This is a genomic window from Microbispora sp. NBRC 16548 (assembly GCF_030268985.1).
Classification (GTDB): Bacteria; Actinomycetota; Actinomycetes; order Streptosporangiales; family Streptosporangiaceae; genus Microbispora; species Microbispora catharanthi.
In genome coordinates, this window is sequence record NZ_BSSF01000014.1 from 169,207 (window position 1) to 184,775 (window position 15,569).

Here is a 15,569-nt window from a genome sequence, read left to right on the forward strand (position 1 = left end):
ATCCATCGAACCCTGGATCTGGACCCTGGTTCTCACGCTAGAGGCAGCAAACGCCCCAGTCACCCATCAGGGAGCAAATAAGCATTTTTGGCATCAAAAAGCACATGAGCCCGAAAGTGCGGGGATATCTGCCCCCACTCGAACAGGTCGGCGATTACGGCTTTGCCAAGACCCGAAGTGAATTCCCCTGATTTGGGATTCCGATTGTTGCTTCCATGACCTCGAAGGTCCTCACGACTGCCTCCGCGTCGCCCGTCGCGAGGCCGTCCGCCCGCTCAGCGAGCCGCGCCGGGGCCGTCGGCACGCTCAGCAAGCCGCGTCGAGGCCGTCGGCGGCCGACGTGAGCAGGTCCTCCAGGACGGCGGCGAGGGCGGCCACCCCGGCGAGGCAGTCGGCCTCCTCGGCGTGCTCGTACGGTGAGTGCGAGACGCCCGTGGGATTGCGCACGAACAGCATGGCCGCCGGGACCTCGCCAGCGAGGATGCCCGCGTCGTGTCCCGCCCCCGTGGGCAGCACGGGCGCGCCGCCCAGTACGCGCGCGACGCGGTCACGCAGGGGCACGTCGAAGTTCACGACCGCCGTGTAGGACTCCCGGATCACCTCGGCCCCCTCGGCCGCCCGGGCCGTCTCCTCGACGAGCCTGTCCAGCAGGGCGGCGTCCGGCGCCCGGCAGTCGAGCCAGGCGCTGACCAGCGACGCGATGGCGTTGGTGCCGTTGGGCTCGACCCTGATCCTGCCGAAGGTGGCCAGGGCCCCCAGGCGCTCGGCGTTCGCCCGGGCGGCCAGCACCGCCGCCGCGTACACCGGCATGGGATCACGCCGGTCCTCCAGCCGGGTGGTCCCGGCGTGGTTGGCCTCCCCGCGGAAGTCGAAACGCCAGCGGCCGTGCGGCCAGATCGCGGAGGCGACGCCGACCGGGTGCGGCGTGGCGGCGAGGTGGCGGCCCTGCTCCACGTGCAGTTCCACGAACGCGCCGATCCGCGCGAGGCGCTCGTCGTCACGCCCCGTGGACGCCGGGTCGCGTCCCGCCCGCTCCATCGCCGCCGTCAGGGTGACGCCGTCCGCGTCGCGCAGCGCCCCCGCCGTCTCGGGGCGGACGGCGCCGGTCATCAGCCGCGATCCCAGGCAGGCGAGGCCGAATCTCGCGCCCTCCTCCTCGGTGAAGTTCACCACCGCCAGCGGCCGCTCCGGCCGGAGGCCGCGCGCCCGCAGCGCGTCGAGCGCGGCGAACGCTCCCACCACGCCCAGCGGGCCGTCGTACGCCCCGCCGTCGGGCACCGAGTCCAGGTGGGAGCCGGTCACCACGGTGTCACCCGTCGTGGGATCTCCCAGCCAGGCCCACTGGTTGCCGTTGCCGTCGGTCTCGTACGTCAGGCCACGCTCCCGGGCCTGTTCGGCGAACCAGGCCCGGCACTCCGTGTCGGCCGCCGTCCAGGCGTGCCGGCGGTAGCCGCCCGTCGCGTCGCACCGGCCCACGGGGAGCAGGTCGCGCCACATCCGGCGGAAGCCGTCCGCCACCTCCTCCGGCAGGGCCCGCGCCGCCCCCTCAGACATCGGCGTCGGGGCCGGCCGGCTCCGCCTCGGCCATCGGAACGCGTACGCCGCGCTCCCGAGCGACCTCGGCGGCCCGGTCGTATCCGGCGTCCACGTGCCGGATCACGCCCATGCCGGGGTCGTTGGTCAGCACCCGGCGGATCTTCTCCCCCGCCAGCGGCGTGCCGTCGGCGACGGTGACCTGTCCGGCGTGGATGGAACGCCCGATGCCGACCCCGCCGCCGTGGTGGATCGACACCCAGGACGCGCCGGAGGCGACGTTGACCATGGCGTTGAGCAGCGGCCAGTCGGCGATCGCGTCGGAGCCGTCCAGCATGCCCTCCGTCTCGCGGTAGGGCGAGGCGACCGAGCCGCAGTCGAGGTGGTCGCGCCCGATCACGATGGGTGCGGAGATCTCCCCTGAGGCGACGAGGTCGTTGAACCGCTCGCCGGCCCGGTCGCGCTCGCCGTACCCCAGCCAGCAGATCCGCGCGGGCAGGCCCTGGAACCGCACCCGCTCCCCCGCCATCCGGATCCACCGGGCCAGCGGCTCGTTGTCGGGGAAGAGATCGAGGATCGCACGGTCGGTCGTCGCGATGTCGGCCGGGTCGCCGGACAGCGCCGCCCACCGGAACGGGCCCTTCCCCTCGCAGAACAGCGGCCGGATGTAGGCCGGCACGAATCCCGGGAAATCGAACGCCCGGGCATATCCGGCGAGGCTCGCCTCGCCTCTGATCGAGTTGCCGTAGTCGAACACCTCCGCGCCCGCGTCCTGGAAGCCGACCATCGCCTCGACGTGCCGGGCCATCGACTCGCGGGCCCGGCGGGTGAAGCCCTCGGGGTCCTTGCGCGCCAGCGCGGCCATGTCCTCGAACGCGACGCCCAGCGGCAGGTAGGCCAGCGGGTCGTGCGCGCTGGTCTGGTCGGTCACGATGTCGATCTCCGCGCCCCCCGCCAGCAGAGCGGGCACGGCCTCGGCCGCGTTGGCCACGACCCCGATCGACAGCGGGCGGCGCGCGTCCCTGGCCTCGTACGCCAGGCGCAGCGCCTCGTCCAGGCTCTCGGCCCGGACGTCGAGGTAGCGGTGGCCGATCCGGCGATCGACGCTGCGCGGGTCGCAGTCGACGCAGATCGCCACGCCGCCGTTCATCGTGACCGCGAGCGGCTGCGCGCCGCCCATGCCGCCGAGCCCGGCGGTGAGCGTGATCGTCCCCGCGAGACTGCCGCCGAACCGCTTGGCCGCGACCGCCGCGAACGTCTCGTACGTCCCCTGCAGGATGCCCTGAGTGCCGATGTAGATCCACGAACCGGCCGTCATCTGCCCGTACATCGTGAGCCCGAGCCGCTCCAGCCGCCGGAACTCCGGCCACGTCGCCCAGTCGCCGACGAGGTTGGAGTTGGCGATGAGCACCCGGGGAGCCCACTCGTGGGTGGTCATCACGCCGACCGGCCGGCCCGACTGCACCAGCAGCGTCTCGTCGGCCCGCAGGGTGGTGAGCTCGCGCACGATGGCGTCGTACGACGGCCAGTCGCGGGCCGCCTTGCCGCTGCCGCCGTAGACGACGAGCCGCTCCGGATGCTCGGCGACCTCGGGATCGAGGTTGTTCATGAGCATGCGCAGGGCGGCCTCCTGCTGCCAGCCCCGCGTGTTCAGGGTGCCGCCGCGCGGAGCTCGGATGGGAGCCCGGTCGCCGGAAGCCCGGTTGTCGAGCGCCCTGTCGTGTGGAGCCCTGTTGTTGAGAGCGCCGTCGTCGAGGGCGCTGCCGCCGTCGTCGGCCACGAGTCCTCCTTCCACCCGCGCGCGCGGCGCATGGTCCCATTCAGTGAGTCCCAATCCATCCTGGGTGAATGAATAGATTCAGTCAATGAGAAACACTCCACGGGCGGATGCCGATGCCTCGAACGCCTCCAGGCGGGCCTGCGCCCCGGGCAGTTCGTCGCACATCGCCTCGAGCAGCACCCGGCCGAGCATCATCGGCGCGCACGCCGTGTCGAACACCAGGTGCATGCCCACCGCGGCGGTGAGCAGAACGTGCGACAGAGCGGCGAGGGACGGCACCCGCCGGTCCGCGACCGTGACGACGGCCAGCCCGGCCGTGCGGGCGGCCCGGAGGGCGTCCACCAGTTCGGCCGGGTAGCGCGGCAGGGCGAAGCACAGCAAAGCCGTCGCCCCGGCCGCCGCCGCCTGCTCGACACGGTCAACCAGGAGCGACCCCGCCTCATGCAGAGGCCGTACGTCGGGGTGGACCTTCGCCGCGAAGTAGGCGAACCCGGCGGCCTGGGCCGCGGCGGCCCGCAGGCCCAGCACCGGCAGCGGCCGCGAGGCGGCGAGCAGGCGGGCGGCCGCGGCGACGGGTCCGGGGTCGTCGAGCGACCGGGCGAGGGCGCGCAGGTTCTCGATCTCCGCCAGCACGGCCCGCCGGTATTCGCCACCCGGGCCCGTTGCCCGATCCAGGCCGGGCGCGGGATCCGCGGGCGCGGGACCCAGAGGGGCGGGATCCGCGGTAACTGGATTCTGGGCCGCGGGATCCTGAGGCGCGAGATCCTGAGGCGCCGGGCGCGCGGGCGCGGGACCCCGGGGGACGGGATCCGCGGGCGCGAGATCCTCAGGCACAGGGCGCGCGGGCGCGTCGGGTCGCGACGACGGGCGCTGAGAGTCCCCCGCCGTCGCAGGAAGCGTCTCCCCGGCCCCCTCCCGGCCTCCGCTCCGCACGGCCGCACCGCCGTCGGAGAGCCGGAGGGCAGCCGCGTGCGCGGAGGGGCCGGCATCCGGACCGGCGTCCTCCCCATTCCGGCCGACGCCGTCCCGTCCCCGGCCGGCGTCCGCCCCGTTCCGTCCCCGGCCGGGCCGTACGCCCAGCTCGCGGAACCTGCGCCGGAGGCCGGGGTATCCGCTGTAGCCCAGCGCCATCGCGAAGCGGGTCACCGACGGCTGGCTGACCCCGGCCAGCTCGGCCACTTCGATGCTCGACAGGAAGGGCGCCTCGGCGGCGTGCTGCGCGAGGCAGTGGGCGATCCTTCGCTGCACGGGCGTCAGCCGCTGCCCCTCGAACAGCCGCAGCAGGCGGGACGCGGCGTCGCCGTCAAGGCCGTCAAAGCCGCCGAGGTCACCCGCGACGTCGCGGCCATCGCGGTCATCGCGGCCATCGCGGCCATCGCGGTTATCGCGGTGGCCGGCCGGGCCGTCGTCTGCGTTGTGGCCGGTGTTCATCGTCCCCTCGCCTCGCCTCGCCTGCCCGTGCCGGGCCGTTCGGTCTGCATACTTTCATTCAACACGCAGTCTCCAGGGAGGGTTGTCCACAGGCAAGGCGCCGTCGGCGCGACCGGCGCGGAGATTGCCTAGTCTGATCGGCAGAACCCAGCAAGGAGATTGCCGTTGAAGACCGGTGGTTTGAGAAGTAGTAACCTGGGCCGTCGCGTGGGGCTCGTCGCGGGAGCGGCCGCCCTGGCGGCGGCGGTGTGGGCGGTGCGGAACGTCCCCGCCGCCTTAGGGGCGCGGCCGTCGGGCGAGCGGGCGAGTCGGGTGCGGCGCTCGAAACAGTTCCGTGACGGCGCGTTCCGCAACACGACGCCCAGTCCCATCCTCCCGCCGGGGACCAGGCAGCAGGTCGCCCGCGAGTTCCTCCGCCGGACGCAGCGCAAGCCCCGCCTGCCCGTTCCCCTGATGACTCCCGGTCCGTCCCAGGGCGGCGACCTCGACGCCGTCTGGTATGGCCACTCCTCGGCGCTGATCGAGATCGAGGGGCGGCGGGTGCTGCTCGACCCGGTGTGGAGCGAGCGTTGCTCCCCGGCGTCGTTCACCGGGCCGCGCCGCCTGCACCCTCCCCCAGTGCCCCTGTACCAGTTGCCCGAGCTCGACGCGATCGTCATCTCGCACGACCACTACGACCACCTCGACATGGACACGGTGCGCCTGCTGGCCCGCACGCAGTCCGCGCCGTTCCTGGTGCCGCTCGGGGTCGGCGCCCATCTCGAACGGTGGCGGGTGCCCGCGTCCCGGATCATCGAGCTCGACTGGAACGAGGAGGCCACGGTGTCCGGCCTCCGGTTCGTGGCGACCCCCGGCCGTCACTTCTCCGGCCGCGGGTTCCGCCGGGACCAGACCCTCTGGGCCTCGTGGGTGGTCGCGGGCGAGCGCCGGCGGGTCTTCTACACGGGCGACTCCGGCTACTTCGACGGGTACGCCGCGATCGGCGAGACGTACGGGCCGTTCGACCTGTCGGTGATCCAGATCGGCGCCTACAGCAAGGGCTGGCCGGACATCCACATGACGCCCGAGGAGGCGATCCTCACCCACCTCGACGTCCGCGCCGGGGTGCTGCTGCCGGTGCACTGGGGCACGTTCTCACTCGCCCCGCACGCCTGGAACGACCCGATCGACCAGCTGTGGCGGGAGGCCAAGGCACGCGACGTGCGCCTCGTGGTGCCGCGGCCGGGCGAGCGCGTCACGCTCGACGACCCGCCGCCAGTGGACGGCTGGTGGCAGACGATCATGTGAGGAGCCGGTTCCGCGCCGACCGGTCAGTTCATCCGGGCCGTGTCGGTGTGGGTCGTGTCCGGGTGGGTCGTGTCGGTGTGGGCCGTGTCAGAGGGCATGGCCGCCGGATGGCTCAACGCGTCGGCGCGGGTCGGATACACGGTGAGCCGCGAGATCAGGCCGAGCAGCGAGAACAGGTGGCGCATCTGCGGGCTCATCCCGCAGACGGCGCCGTCGCCGTCCTTCGGCGGCGTGCGGACGCAGGCGTCGATGAGCACTCTCATGCCGGCGCTGTCGATGAACCGCAGTTTCTCCACGTCGAACAGGATGCGCGTCGCGGGACAGGCAAGGAGGGGGGCCACCTTCTCACGCAGCCGGGGGACCGTGATCACATCGAGTTCGCCGCTGAGGGTGACGAGAGTGAAGGGAGGCGACTGCGCCACCGACACCTGGAAGTCGTGCAAGGGTCCCACCTCCGCTGGTGAGACGAGCCTATCCGGACCGCTTCCGGCCCCGTCCATTTTACGCGCGACGGGTGATTAATCCCATATCGCCGACGAAAACTCTGCTCAGGTTTCACTTCCGCCACCCGGGTAGTCGCGGTCCATGGGCATGCGAGCAACGGCGGTCGTCTGCCTCGCGCTGGTCGCCACCGCACTGATCACCACAGGGTGCGCCTCGGCGGAGGGCACCTCGGTCACCTCGACAGCGGAGCGGTTCCTGTCCGCGGCAGGGGAAGGCCGGGGAGGACAGGCGTGCCTTCTCCTGGCCCCCGAGGCCGCGCGATCGCTGGACGACTGCGAGAAACAGATCGTGTCGGTCGGGCTGCGGGCGGGCGCGGTACGCGGTGTCGACGTCTGGGGCGACGAGGCGCGCGTACGGGTGGACGGCGACACGCTCTTCCTGCACCGGTTCCCCGACGGCTGGCGGGTGCGGGCCGCGGGCTGCGAGCCCCGCCCGGATCAGTCGTACACAGGGCAGCCGTACGAATGCGAGGTGAACACGTGAACGGTGCGCGCACGCTCTACGCGGTGCTGCTGGTCACGATCGCGCTGGTCCTCGCGTACGTGATCGTCGTCGGCCTGGCGGGGAGGTAGCGGCGATGAAGCGTCTGGTCAGGGACAACGCGCTCGCCCTGTGCTTCCTGCTGCTGTTCCTGGCCGCCCTGGCCGGGCAGTCGGTCGCGGGCGCGGCGGCCTTCAACGAGGAGCAGGCGGCCAACGGCGGCTCCTCCGTCACGTGGGCCGAATACGTGACCTCGTCGAGCTTCGCGGTCGACGTCGCCGAGAACTGGCAGTCGGAGTACCTGCAGTTCTTCCTCTACATCCTCATCACCGTCTGGCTGATCCAGCGCGGCTCGCCGGAGTCGAAGAAGAGGGGCGAGGAGGGCCTGGAGTCCGATGCCGAGCAGAAGGTCGGCCCGCACGCCGCCCCCGGCTCCCCCGCCTGGGCGGCGGCGGACGGCTGGCGGCGGACGGTCTTCAGCCACTCCCTGGGCATCGCGATGGGCCTGCTCTTCCTGCTGTCCTGGCTGGCCCAGTCGGTCGCCGGCCTCGCGGCGTACAACAACGAGCAACTCGCCCAGTTGGAGGACCCGGTCAGCTGGGGCGGCTACGTGACCTCCCCCGACTTCTGGAACCGCACCCTGCAGAACTGGCAGTCGGAGTTCCTGGCGGTCGCCTCCATGGTCCTGCTGGCGATCTTCCTGCGCGAGCGGGGCTCACCGCAGTCGAAGAAGGTCGGCGACCCGCACTCCGAGACGGCGTCCAGCGGCTGAGGGACCCCACGCCACCGGATGACAATCCCGGTCAAAGCCTCCGAATGTCCACGTTTGTCGTATTCCACGCTTTGGGTACGCCCAGCGCCAATCGTGGGGAGGAGCACCGAGATGACGTTCAATCCGCTGCAGGAGCGGGGGATACCGCTGGATCGGCAGCTGCGCAACTGGCGCGAGCTGAATGTCACGCCGATCGATCCTGACCGCGCCGATCCCTACACCCGGTGCCGGATCATCACGATGAACGGCATCGAGATCGAAGCGATCATGTTCAGCCATCATTTCGCCAGGCGCTGCCCCGACCTGGAGGTGCGGCAGCGCCTGGCGGAGGTGCGCTACATCGAGGCCCAGCAGCAGAAGGCGGTCAACTGGCTGCTGCCGGGGGTGGCCTCGGTGCTGGAGACGACCCTCGCCTACGAGCAGGTGGCGGTGGACCTGACCGCCTGGGTGGCCCGGATGGAGCCCGACCCCTATCTCAAGCAGGCCTACCAGTTCGGCGTGCTGGAGGACTTCGACCATCTGTACCGGTACGCCAACCTGTACGAGATGATCGAGCACCGCAAGGCCGAGAAGATCGTCGACCAGCTGACCGAGGTGATGCCGGGCCGGCCGACGAAGATGCACCATCGCAACCCGGCCGACAACGTCCGCGAGCACTACAACCGGGAGACGGCGCAGGCGATCTCCAAACTGCACGCGTTGACCGTCATGTCCGCCGAGCAGCAGACGATGAACTTCTACATGAACGTCGGCCCGATGTACATGGAGCCGATCGCGCGGCAGCTCTACCAGGAGATCGGGCTCATCGAGGAAGAGCACGTCACGCACTACGAGTCGCTGCTCGATCCGGGCGAGTCGTGGTGGGAGCAGTGGCTCAACCACGAGTACAACGAGTGCTACCTGTACCACTCGTTCATGGAGACCGAGTCCGACCCGAGGATCAGGGCGATCTGGGAGCTGCATCTGAACATGGAGCTGGAGCACCTGCGGATCGCCGCGGATATGTTCCGCCAGCACGACGGGCGCGACCCGGAGCAGCTGGTGGCCCGGGAGTTGCCGAAGCCGATGACGTTCGAGCCGAACAAGGAGTACCTGCGCGAGCTGATCGCCACGCAGATCGACTACACGACCCTGGGCACCGGGTATGTCCAGGAGGCCCACGAGCGGTTCCAGCGCTGGCAGGAGCAGCTCATGGGCGGGGAGGAACCGCCCAGCGAGCGCGTCATCGACGAGAACCGCGCCAGGTCGGGCGACGAGTACCGCCTGGAGACCGAGGGCACCCACCCTCTTTACAGCCTGCGCACCCACTGAGGACGGGCCCCGGCCCGGGCCCGCGCGCGTATGCGTACGGACCCGGGCCGGGGATCATGTCCCTACCTGCGCAGCGCCTGCCGGATCAGGTCGCGCGCCCGATCCATGATCGCCGCGGGCGGGCCCAGCAGCAGGTTCCTCGTCATCGACTCCACCCCCGGGTGCGGACGGGTCGGGGCCATCGCCAGGGCGGCCCGGACGCCGAGCGTCATCGCCCGCCGCTCGGCCGCCGTCGTCTCGGCTCGGAGCCTGGTGAACTCGTAGCGTTCCTCGGCCCGCGCGTGCGTGAGCACGGCCATCCGCAGCTTGTTCAGCTCGGGCATGAAGCCGGGGTGCTCCGGGCCCATCTCGTCCAGCCTGCGGAGCATCTCCTTGGCCTCGCGCTCCTCCTTGAGCCGGTCGGCCACCACGCCCGCTCCCCCGTCCACCCGCAGCCGGGTATAGGGGTGGACGATCTCCTCCTCCGCCGTCTCGTGGACGGCCAGCATGCGCACCAGCCGCCGGAACGGCTCGTGGCGCGTGCCCGGCGCGGCGTGCTCCACCTCGTCGAACATGTCCCTGATCAGCCCGTGCTGGTGGACGAGCAGGTCGACGACGTCGCCTTCCTTCATCAGTTCGGGCACCGGGTGCTGCACGTCGGTCATGTCCCTCTCCCCTCGGATACAGCGCCCGGCCTCCCATGGGAGGCCGGGCGCCGGACGAAACGGGACCACGGTCGAACCTGACCGCACTTGGCGGACACCCGGCTACTTACCCCTGGGGCGCGGTGATCAGCAGCCGATCGGGCTCGACCCCAGCGCCACGTCGTCGTACCAGAGGGTGTCCGAGTCGCCGCCGTAGCTCTCCCATCCGAGGCGGAACGTCGTGGGCCGCGGCGCGGTGGAGCGGCGCAGCCACTGGGCGTCCACGTCGGTGGTCGGCGTGCCGTCCACCCGCAGGCCGGCGATCTCCTGGTCGTCCAGGTACGTACGCATCGCCTGCTGCGTGGTGTCGATCTGGAAGCGCAGGCAGACCCAGCGGTTGACGGGCAGCGGGGCGCTCAGCGCGACGCCGGAGGGGCTCTGCTCGGGCAGCGTGGCGTCGTCGGACTCCCGGTTCCACTGCAGCGCGCCGTTCTGGCCGCCGATGCGCAGGTCCTTGCCGCCGTCCCTGGAGTCCGACATCGTGATCATCGCGACGTGGCCCGTCGGGAGCGCGGTCGTGTGGCGCACCCACATGCGCCCGTACACGACGGGCGAGACGGCGGAGACGTTCTTGGTGGTCGCGGCGAAGATGTGGTTGCAGTAGTTGCCGCCGCCGTTGATCCGCAGCGACCTGCCGCCGCTGTGCGCGGTGGCGGTGTCGATCGTGGCGGTGCCGGTGCCCGAGCAGTTCGGGGTGGTCACCTGCCACTCACCCGACGGCGTGCCCGACTGGTCCTCGAAGCCGGAGCAGACGACCAGGCCGTTCCCCGAGCAGCCGGACGGCGACGGCGTCACCGAAGGACTGGGCGAGGGGGACGGCGAAGGCGAAGGCGAGGACGAGGGCGAAGGGGACGGTGAAGGGGACGGTGACGCCGAGGGCGAAGGGGACGGCGACGGCGAGTGGTCCACGGTCGGCGACGGCGACGGCGAGGGAGAGGGAGAGGGAGAGGAGGTGTCGCCGCACGACACGCCGTTCAGCGACCAGTCGGACGGCGTCGTGAGGCTACCCGACCAGGTGCCCTGGAACCCGAAGTCGGTGGTGCCGCCCGTGGCCAGCGAGCCGTTCCAGCCGACGTTGGTCGCTGTCACGGTCGTGCCCGACTGGCTGACCTGGGCGCTCCAGGCGTTGGTGATCTGCTGGCCGGTGCCCGCCGTCCAGCGCAGCGTCCATCCGCTGATCGCCGAACCGAGGTTGGTGAGCCGCACCGACGCGGTGAAGCCGCCCGGCCACTGGTTGGTCGTGTAGTCCACCTTGCAGACGGGAGCCGCGGTCGCGGGGCCGGGCACCAGCACGACCACGAGGCCGGCGACCAGCGCGGCCAGGGCCGCGACCAGGCGCGCCGCCGGAGAGCCCGGCAGGCCGCGGGCGGCGGGGCGATGCCCTCGGACGGGACGGAACTGCTTCATGCGTACCTCGATTTCTGCGCATCTGCTCGTACGGCACGCCACCCGGCTCGCGCGTCCCGCCCTCCTGCCGGAACGAGCATGGACAGGCGAGGTCAGGCGCTCCCGCTCGGGGCCGCGGCCACTGGGACAGATGGGTCGCGACGCTGCGGCCCCCGGACGCAGATGTTTTCTCCGGGTCGCGGAACGGGTCAACGGACGCCGCCGCTCCCGGGCCGGTCCCGCCCGAGCGGCGACGACGCCCGCGCAGCTCACGGGCACGACATGGGCCGGAGACGGCGGGGCGCGGGCGACGGCGCGAACTGAATCTTTCACCGTGGGCACCCGGGCGCGCCCTCGCCCCCGGGCCGCTGCGCACCCGCGCACGGCACGCGCCCCTGCCTGTCCGGCCCCGGCCGGTGCCCCCGAGCGCCCGACTCTCGTAGTCTTCGCACTGACACGCGCGAACGCAAAGGACAACCCCCAATGGCAGATGCAGGGTCCTGGGTCGTCGTCGGGCTCGACAACGGCGGCACAAGCAACAACGCGACCGTTCTCGACGCCTCAGGGCGGTTCCTCGTGGACCGGATGGTCGAGACCCCCAGCCTCGTACGGGAGGGTCCTGAGGTCGCGGTCGAGCAGCTTCTGCTCGCCCTCGACAACGTGCTGGAACTGACCGGCACGCCGCGCTCCACCGTGCGCGCGGTGGGCCTGGACACCCCGGGCCCGGCCAGCGCCGACGGCGTGATCTCCTCGAAGGGCGCGACCAACTTCGTCGATCCGGGCTGGTTCGGCTTCGACTTCCGCGGGGCCCTGGAGTCCCGGCTGGGGCTGCCGGTCGTCTACAACAACGACGGCAACGCCGCGGCGCTCTACTCCCACCACGTACGCTTCGGGCCGGACGCCTGGCAGCACTCGTCGGTCTCGGCGATCGTCGGCACCGGCCTCGGCGGCGGCGTCATCCAGTCGGGACACGTGGTGAAGGGCGCCGCCGGGATGGCCGGCGAGCTCGGGCACGTCCACATCCCCCTGCAGGGCCTGCTGGAGGACGGCCAACCGCTGCCCGAGTGCAACTGCGGCTTCGTCGGGGACGCCGAGAGCGTCGCCTCGCTGACGGGCATCGAGAAGAACCTGCTGCCCTACTGGCTGACCCGCTTCCCCGGTCACGAGCTCCACGGTGTCGAGCCCGCTGGGAAGGCCGCCAAGCTGCTGCGCGGTTACGCCGAGAACGGCGACCCGCTCGCGCTCAAGGTCTTCGAGCAGCAGGCCATGGCCATCGGCAGGCTGTTCACCATCGCGGCCAACTTCACCGACCCGGACGCGTACTTCCTGGGCGGCGGGGTGGTCGAGGCGGCCCCGCACTTCCGCGAGTGGTTCCTGGAGAAGGTCCGCGAGCACACCCTGCTGCGCGAGGAGCAGCGGCGGGTGGCCACGGTGACGCTGGTCGAGGACCTCGACATGGCCGGCGCCCGGGGCGCGGCGCTCGCCGCCCTCGCCGAGATCGTCGGCCGCTGACACCTGTTCACGATCGGGCCCGGCCACGGCGAGTGATCTGGACGGATCACCCGCCCGGCCGGGGTCCGGTGAGCGGAACGTCCAGAGCGGGTTGCGAATCTCGTTCGGTTCGGCACGATGCGGACTCGTGAACGACACAGACCTGCTGAACGGCCGCCGCTTCGTCATGATCAGCTCCACGGCCAGCGCGGTGGACGCCGACGCGCCCACCGAGTTCGCGTACGAGGAGTCGGGCGGCGTCATCTGGGGGCACTACACGGGCGACACCGTCATCCACGGGCGGTTCGTCGGCACCCGGGACGCCGACCGCATCGAGCTGTCCTACGTCCATCTGCTGAAGACCGGCGAACGCGCGAGCGGCCGCAGCACCAGCCGCGTCGAGACGGCCGAGGACGGCCGGCTGCGCCTGGTGGAGGAGTTCCAGTCCGAGGGCGACGACGCCACCCACGTCAGCGTCTGCGCCGAAGTGGTCTCCTGATTCGTCCCTGCTACGTCGCATCGCGCAGCGCGGCGCGGCCCTCGGCCGCGCCGACGAAGCGCATCTTGCCAAGCGGCAGCCCCTGTCCCTGTTCGGGCTCCGACGAGGCCGAGGGGGCGGGCCGCCGCGGGACGCCGCGGCCCCGGTCCCGCTCCCTGTCGCTCGGCAGCACGTACGGCCGCCTGAGCACCTCGTCGAGGATGAAGACGGTCTCGGTGGCCTTGACGGCCGGGATGTTGGCCAGGCGTTCTGTGACCATCGCGTGCACCTCGGCCACGTCGGCCATCCTCACCTGGATCATGGCGTCGTGCTGCCCGGTGGTGATGGCGCAGTACTCCACCTCCGGCATCTGCGCGAGCTGGGCGCGGAACTGCGGCCACATCTGCTGGCGCACGGTCACGAAGATCAGCGCGACGATGCCGAGGCCGGCCCGCTGGTGGTCGATCTCGGCCGTGAAGCGCCTGATCACGCCGTCGGCGCGCAGCGCCTCGAAGCGCGTGTAGGCGTTGGCCCGGGAGATCCCCACCCGCTCGGCGAGGGCGGACACCGAGACGCGCCCGTTGTCCCTGAGCACCTCGAGGATCTTCAGATGGGTGGCGTCCAGCTCCAGGCCGATGCCGATCCGTCCAGTGGCGCCGCCCCCGGACCCCGAGTTGCTTGACGTTTCGGTCACTGCTTGTTCCTCCACGGGAGATTCGTCTCGGCTTGGCCGCACGAGCTGGACTTTCTGCCGGACAATCCTGGACGATCGGCGACCAAACGTCCATACGGCCAAGAGTTGGCCTGTTTTCGGAGGACACATAATGACGACCCGTTCGTGGCAGGTGAGGGCCGGCCTGCTCCCGGTTGTGCTCACCGGCGCCCTCGCCCTCGCGGCCTGCTCCGGCGGCGGCTCGTCCAGCAGCACCCCAAGCGGCGCCGCGGGCAAGACGCTCGTGATCGACACCTCGTTCGACCTCAAGACGGCGGACCCGGGGCGGACCTACGAGCCGACCGGCCTGATCGTCGACAAGGCGACCTACGACACCCTTCTCACGTTCGACGGCTCCGACGTCACCAAGCCGGTGCCGTCGCTCGCCGAGTCGTACGAACTGTCGTCCGACGGCAAGGAGCTCACGCTCAAGCTGCGGCAGGGCGCCAAGTTCGCCGACGGCTCCCCGGTGACGGCCGACGACGTGGTGTTCTCCCTCACCCGCGTGCGCGACATGAAGGGCACGCCGTCGTTCCTGCTCGACGGCGTGGAGATCGCCAAGACCGACGACACGACCATCACGCTGACGTCGAAGACCCCGAACCCGGCGCTTCCGTACATCCTGCCGAACCCGGCCCTCGGCATCCTCAACTCGAAGGCGGCCAAGGAGCACGGCGCGACGAACGACCCGAACGACAAGGCCGAGCAGTACCTGAACTCCGCCTCGGCGGGCTCCGGGCCGTACACGATCGAGTCCTTCAACGTGAGCAGCCAGGTCGTGCTGAAGGCGAACGCGCAGTACTGGGGCGCGAAGAAGCCGTACTACGACAAGGTGGTCATCCGCAACGTCGAGTCGGCCACGCAGAAGCTCAACGTGCAGCGCGGCGACAGCCAGGTGGCGCTGAACCTGTCCGGCGACCAGGTGGCCGGCATCTCCGGCGGCCTGCAGGTCAAGCGGACCGCCTCGGCGTACGTGTTCTTCCTGCTCGCCAACCAGGACTCGGGCGTCAGCAAGGTCACCTCCAACCCCAAGTTCGTCGAAGCCGTGCGCAAGGGCATCGACTACCAGGGCCTGCTGGAGCTTGCCGGCGAGGGCTCGACGCAGGCGTCGGGCATCATCCCGTCGATGTTCCTCGGCGCGCTCCCGGCCGACCAGGCGGCCAAGCGCGACGTCGAGGGCGCCAAGGCGGCGCTGGCGGAGAGCGGCGTGACCGCTCCCACGGTCAAGCTGGAGTACCCCAGCGAGCTGACCGTGAACGGCCTGTCGTTCCAGCCGCTGGCCGAGCGCATCCAGGCCAACCTCAAGGAGGTCGGCATCACGGTCGAGCTGACCCCCGCTCCGGTCACCACCGCGCTGGACAACTACCGCAACGGCAAGGAGGAGCTGGGCCTGTGGTACTGGGGCCCCGACTTCCCCGACCCCAGCAACTACCTGTCGTTCGCCCCGGGCAAGCTGGTCGGCCTGCGGGCCGGATGGAAGGCGGGCGCGGACAAGGACGTCGAGGCCGCGGCCGACAAGGCCGGCGCCGCGGTGACCGACGACGACCGCAAGCAGGCGTACACCGACTTCCAGCAGAAGCTCAACGCGACCGGTCCGTTCATGCCGCTGATCCAGCCGGGCCAGAACATCGTGACGGCGGCGTCCGTCACCGGCGTGGAGTACCACCCCGTGTGGACGATCAATGTCGCCGACCTCGGCGCCAAGTAGACGCCGTACGGGG

Annotated in this window: 14 protein-coding genes; 7 read left to right on the plus strand and 7 right to left on the minus strand. The window is 71.1% G+C overall.

From position 1 onward, the window contains the following. Nucleotides 1–306: 306 nt before the first annotated feature. From QSK36_RS32880 to QSK36_RS32890, 3 genes are all read right to left on the minus strand, one after another. Nucleotides 307–1,554, minus strand: a complete 1,248-nt coding sequence (locus QSK36_RS32880) for an allantoate amidohydrolase (RefSeq protein ID WP_285785062.1) — start codon at nt 1,552–1,554, stop codon at nt 307–309. After that, the gene (hutU, locus tag QSK36_RS32885) at nt 1,547–3,211 is read right to left on the minus strand and encodes a urocanate hydratase (RefSeq protein WP_240809237.1); all 1,665 of its coding nucleotides are present in this window, start codon (nt 3,209–3,211) and stop codon (nt 1,547–1,549) included. The genes QSK36_RS32880 and hutU overlap by 8 nt, the downstream gene beginning before the upstream one ends. Before the next feature lie 180 nt (nt 3,212–3,391). After that, nucleotides 3,392–4,744, minus strand: a complete 1,353-nt coding sequence (locus tag QSK36_RS32890) for a hypothetical protein (protein WP_285785063.1) — start codon at nt 4,742–4,744, stop codon at nt 3,392–3,394. A gap of 207 nt (nt 4,745–4,951) precedes the next feature. On the opposite strand from QSK36_RS32890, the gene QSK36_RS32895 reads away from it, so the two are divergent. Further along, nucleotides 4,952–6,031: an MBL fold metallo-hydrolase gene (locus QSK36_RS32895; RefSeq protein WP_285785064.1), complete on the plus strand. Its 1,080-nt coding sequence runs from the start codon at nt 4,952–4,954 to the stop codon at nt 6,029–6,031. A 23-nt stretch (nt 6,032–6,054) separates the two neighbouring features. Here the strand turns inward: QSK36_RS32895 and QSK36_RS32900 are convergent, their stop codons facing one another. Next, complete coding sequence (locus tag QSK36_RS32900; RefSeq protein WP_285785065.1) at nt 6,055–6,474, minus strand: STAS domain-containing protein; 420 nt, start codon at nt 6,472–6,474, stop codon at nt 6,055–6,057. A gap of 142 nt (nt 6,475–6,616) precedes the next feature. Between QSK36_RS32900 and QSK36_RS32905 the strand changes: the two genes are divergently transcribed. From QSK36_RS32905 to QSK36_RS32915, 3 genes are all read left to right on the plus strand, one after another. Further along, entirely contained in the window at nt 6,617–7,018 is a 402-nt protein-coding gene (locus QSK36_RS32905) for a hypothetical protein (RefSeq protein WP_285785066.1), read from the plus strand. A gap of 94 nt (nt 7,019–7,112) precedes the next feature. After that, nucleotides 7,113–7,787 carry a DUF6766 family protein gene (locus tag QSK36_RS32910; RefSeq protein WP_183532764.1) on the plus strand — a complete coding sequence of 225 codons (675 nt, stop codon included), beginning with the start codon at nt 7,113–7,115 and terminating at the stop codon, nt 7,785–7,787. Between the two features lie 111 nt (nt 7,788–7,898). After that, the gene (locus tag QSK36_RS32915; RefSeq protein WP_285785067.1) at nt 7,899–9,098 is read left to right on the plus strand and encodes a hypothetical protein; all 1,200 of its coding nucleotides are present in this window, start codon (nt 7,899–7,901) and stop codon (nt 9,096–9,098) included. Between the two features lie 62 nt (nt 9,099–9,160). Here the strand turns inward: QSK36_RS32915 and QSK36_RS32920 are convergent, their stop codons facing one another. Together QSK36_RS32920 and QSK36_RS32925 are read right to left on the minus strand one after the other, a co-directional pair. Next, nucleotides 9,161–9,742 carry a hemerythrin domain-containing protein gene (locus QSK36_RS32920; RefSeq protein WP_183532766.1) on the minus strand — a complete coding sequence of 194 codons (582 nt, stop codon included), beginning with the start codon at nt 9,740–9,742 and terminating at the stop codon, nt 9,161–9,163. A gap of 126 nt (nt 9,743–9,868) precedes the next feature. Then, nucleotides 9,869–11,188: a cellulose-binding domain-containing protein gene (locus QSK36_RS32925; RefSeq protein WP_285785068.1), complete on the minus strand. Its 1,320-nt coding sequence runs from the start codon at nt 11,186–11,188 to the stop codon at nt 9,869–9,871. 462 nt (nt 11,189–11,650) lie between these two features. Here QSK36_RS32925 and QSK36_RS32930 point away from each other — a divergent pair, with 462 nt between their 5' ends. Beyond that, a complete protein-coding gene (locus tag QSK36_RS32930) occupies nt 11,651–12,679 on the plus strand; it encodes an ROK family protein (protein WP_285785069.1) in 1,029 nt (342 codons plus the stop codon). A 127-nt stretch (nt 12,680–12,806) separates the two neighbouring features. Further along, on the plus strand, nt 12,807–13,157 hold the full coding sequence (locus QSK36_RS32935) for an avidin-fold protein (RefSeq protein WP_285785070.1): 351 nt from the start codon (nt 12,807–12,809) through the stop codon (nt 13,155–13,157). Between the two features lie 10 nt (nt 13,158–13,167). On the opposite strand, the gene QSK36_RS32940 is transcribed toward QSK36_RS32935, so the two are convergent. Continuing rightward, nucleotides 13,168–13,830: an Lrp/AsnC family transcriptional regulator gene (locus QSK36_RS32940; RefSeq protein ID WP_240809222.1), complete on the minus strand. Its 663-nt coding sequence runs from the start codon at nt 13,828–13,830 to the stop codon at nt 13,168–13,170. A gap of 130 nt (nt 13,831–13,960) precedes the next feature. On the opposite strand from QSK36_RS32940, the gene QSK36_RS32945 reads away from it, so the two are divergent. After that, nucleotides 13,961–15,556 (plus strand): ABC transporter substrate-binding protein, encoded by a 1,596-nt coding sequence (locus QSK36_RS32945; RefSeq protein ID WP_183532773.1) that lies wholly within the window; start codon nt 13,961–13,963, stop codon nt 15,554–15,556. The last annotated feature ends 13 nt before the right edge of the window (nt 15,557–15,569 follow it).

Coding starts and splice junctions, on each gene's coding strand:
- QSK36_RS32925 (WP_285785068.1), bottom strand. CDS start 11,188: ATGAAGCAGTTCCGTCCCGTCCGAGGGCATCGCCCCGCCGCCCGCGGC.
- QSK36_RS32890 (WP_285785063.1), bottom strand. CDS start 4,744: ATGAACACCGGCCACAACGCAGACGACGGCCCGGCCGGCCACCGCGAT.
- QSK36_RS32920 (WP_183532766.1), bottom strand. CDS start 9,742: ATGACCGACGTGCAGCACCCGGTGCCCGAACTGATGAAGGAAGGCGAC.
- QSK36_RS32910 (WP_183532764.1), top strand. CDS start 7,113: ATGAAGCGTCTGGTCAGGGACAACGCGCTCGCCCTGTGCTTCCTGCTG.
- QSK36_RS32905 (WP_285785066.1), top strand. CDS start 6,617: ATGGGCATGCGAGCAACGGCGGTCGTCTGCCTCGCGCTGGTCGCCACC.
- QSK36_RS32945 (WP_183532773.1), top strand. CDS start 13,961: ATGACGACCCGTTCGTGGCAGGTGAGGGCCGGCCTGCTCCCGGTTGTG.
- QSK36_RS32915 (WP_285785067.1), top strand. CDS start 7,899: ATGACGTTCAATCCGCTGCAGGAGCGGGGGATACCGCTGGATCGGCAG.
- QSK36_RS32880 (WP_285785062.1), bottom strand. CDS start 1,554: ATGTCTGAGGGGGCGGCGCGGGCCCTGCCGGAGGAGGTGGCGGACGGC.
- QSK36_RS32930 (WP_285785069.1), top strand. CDS start 11,651: ATGGCAGATGCAGGGTCCTGGGTCGTCGTCGGGCTCGACAACGGCGGC.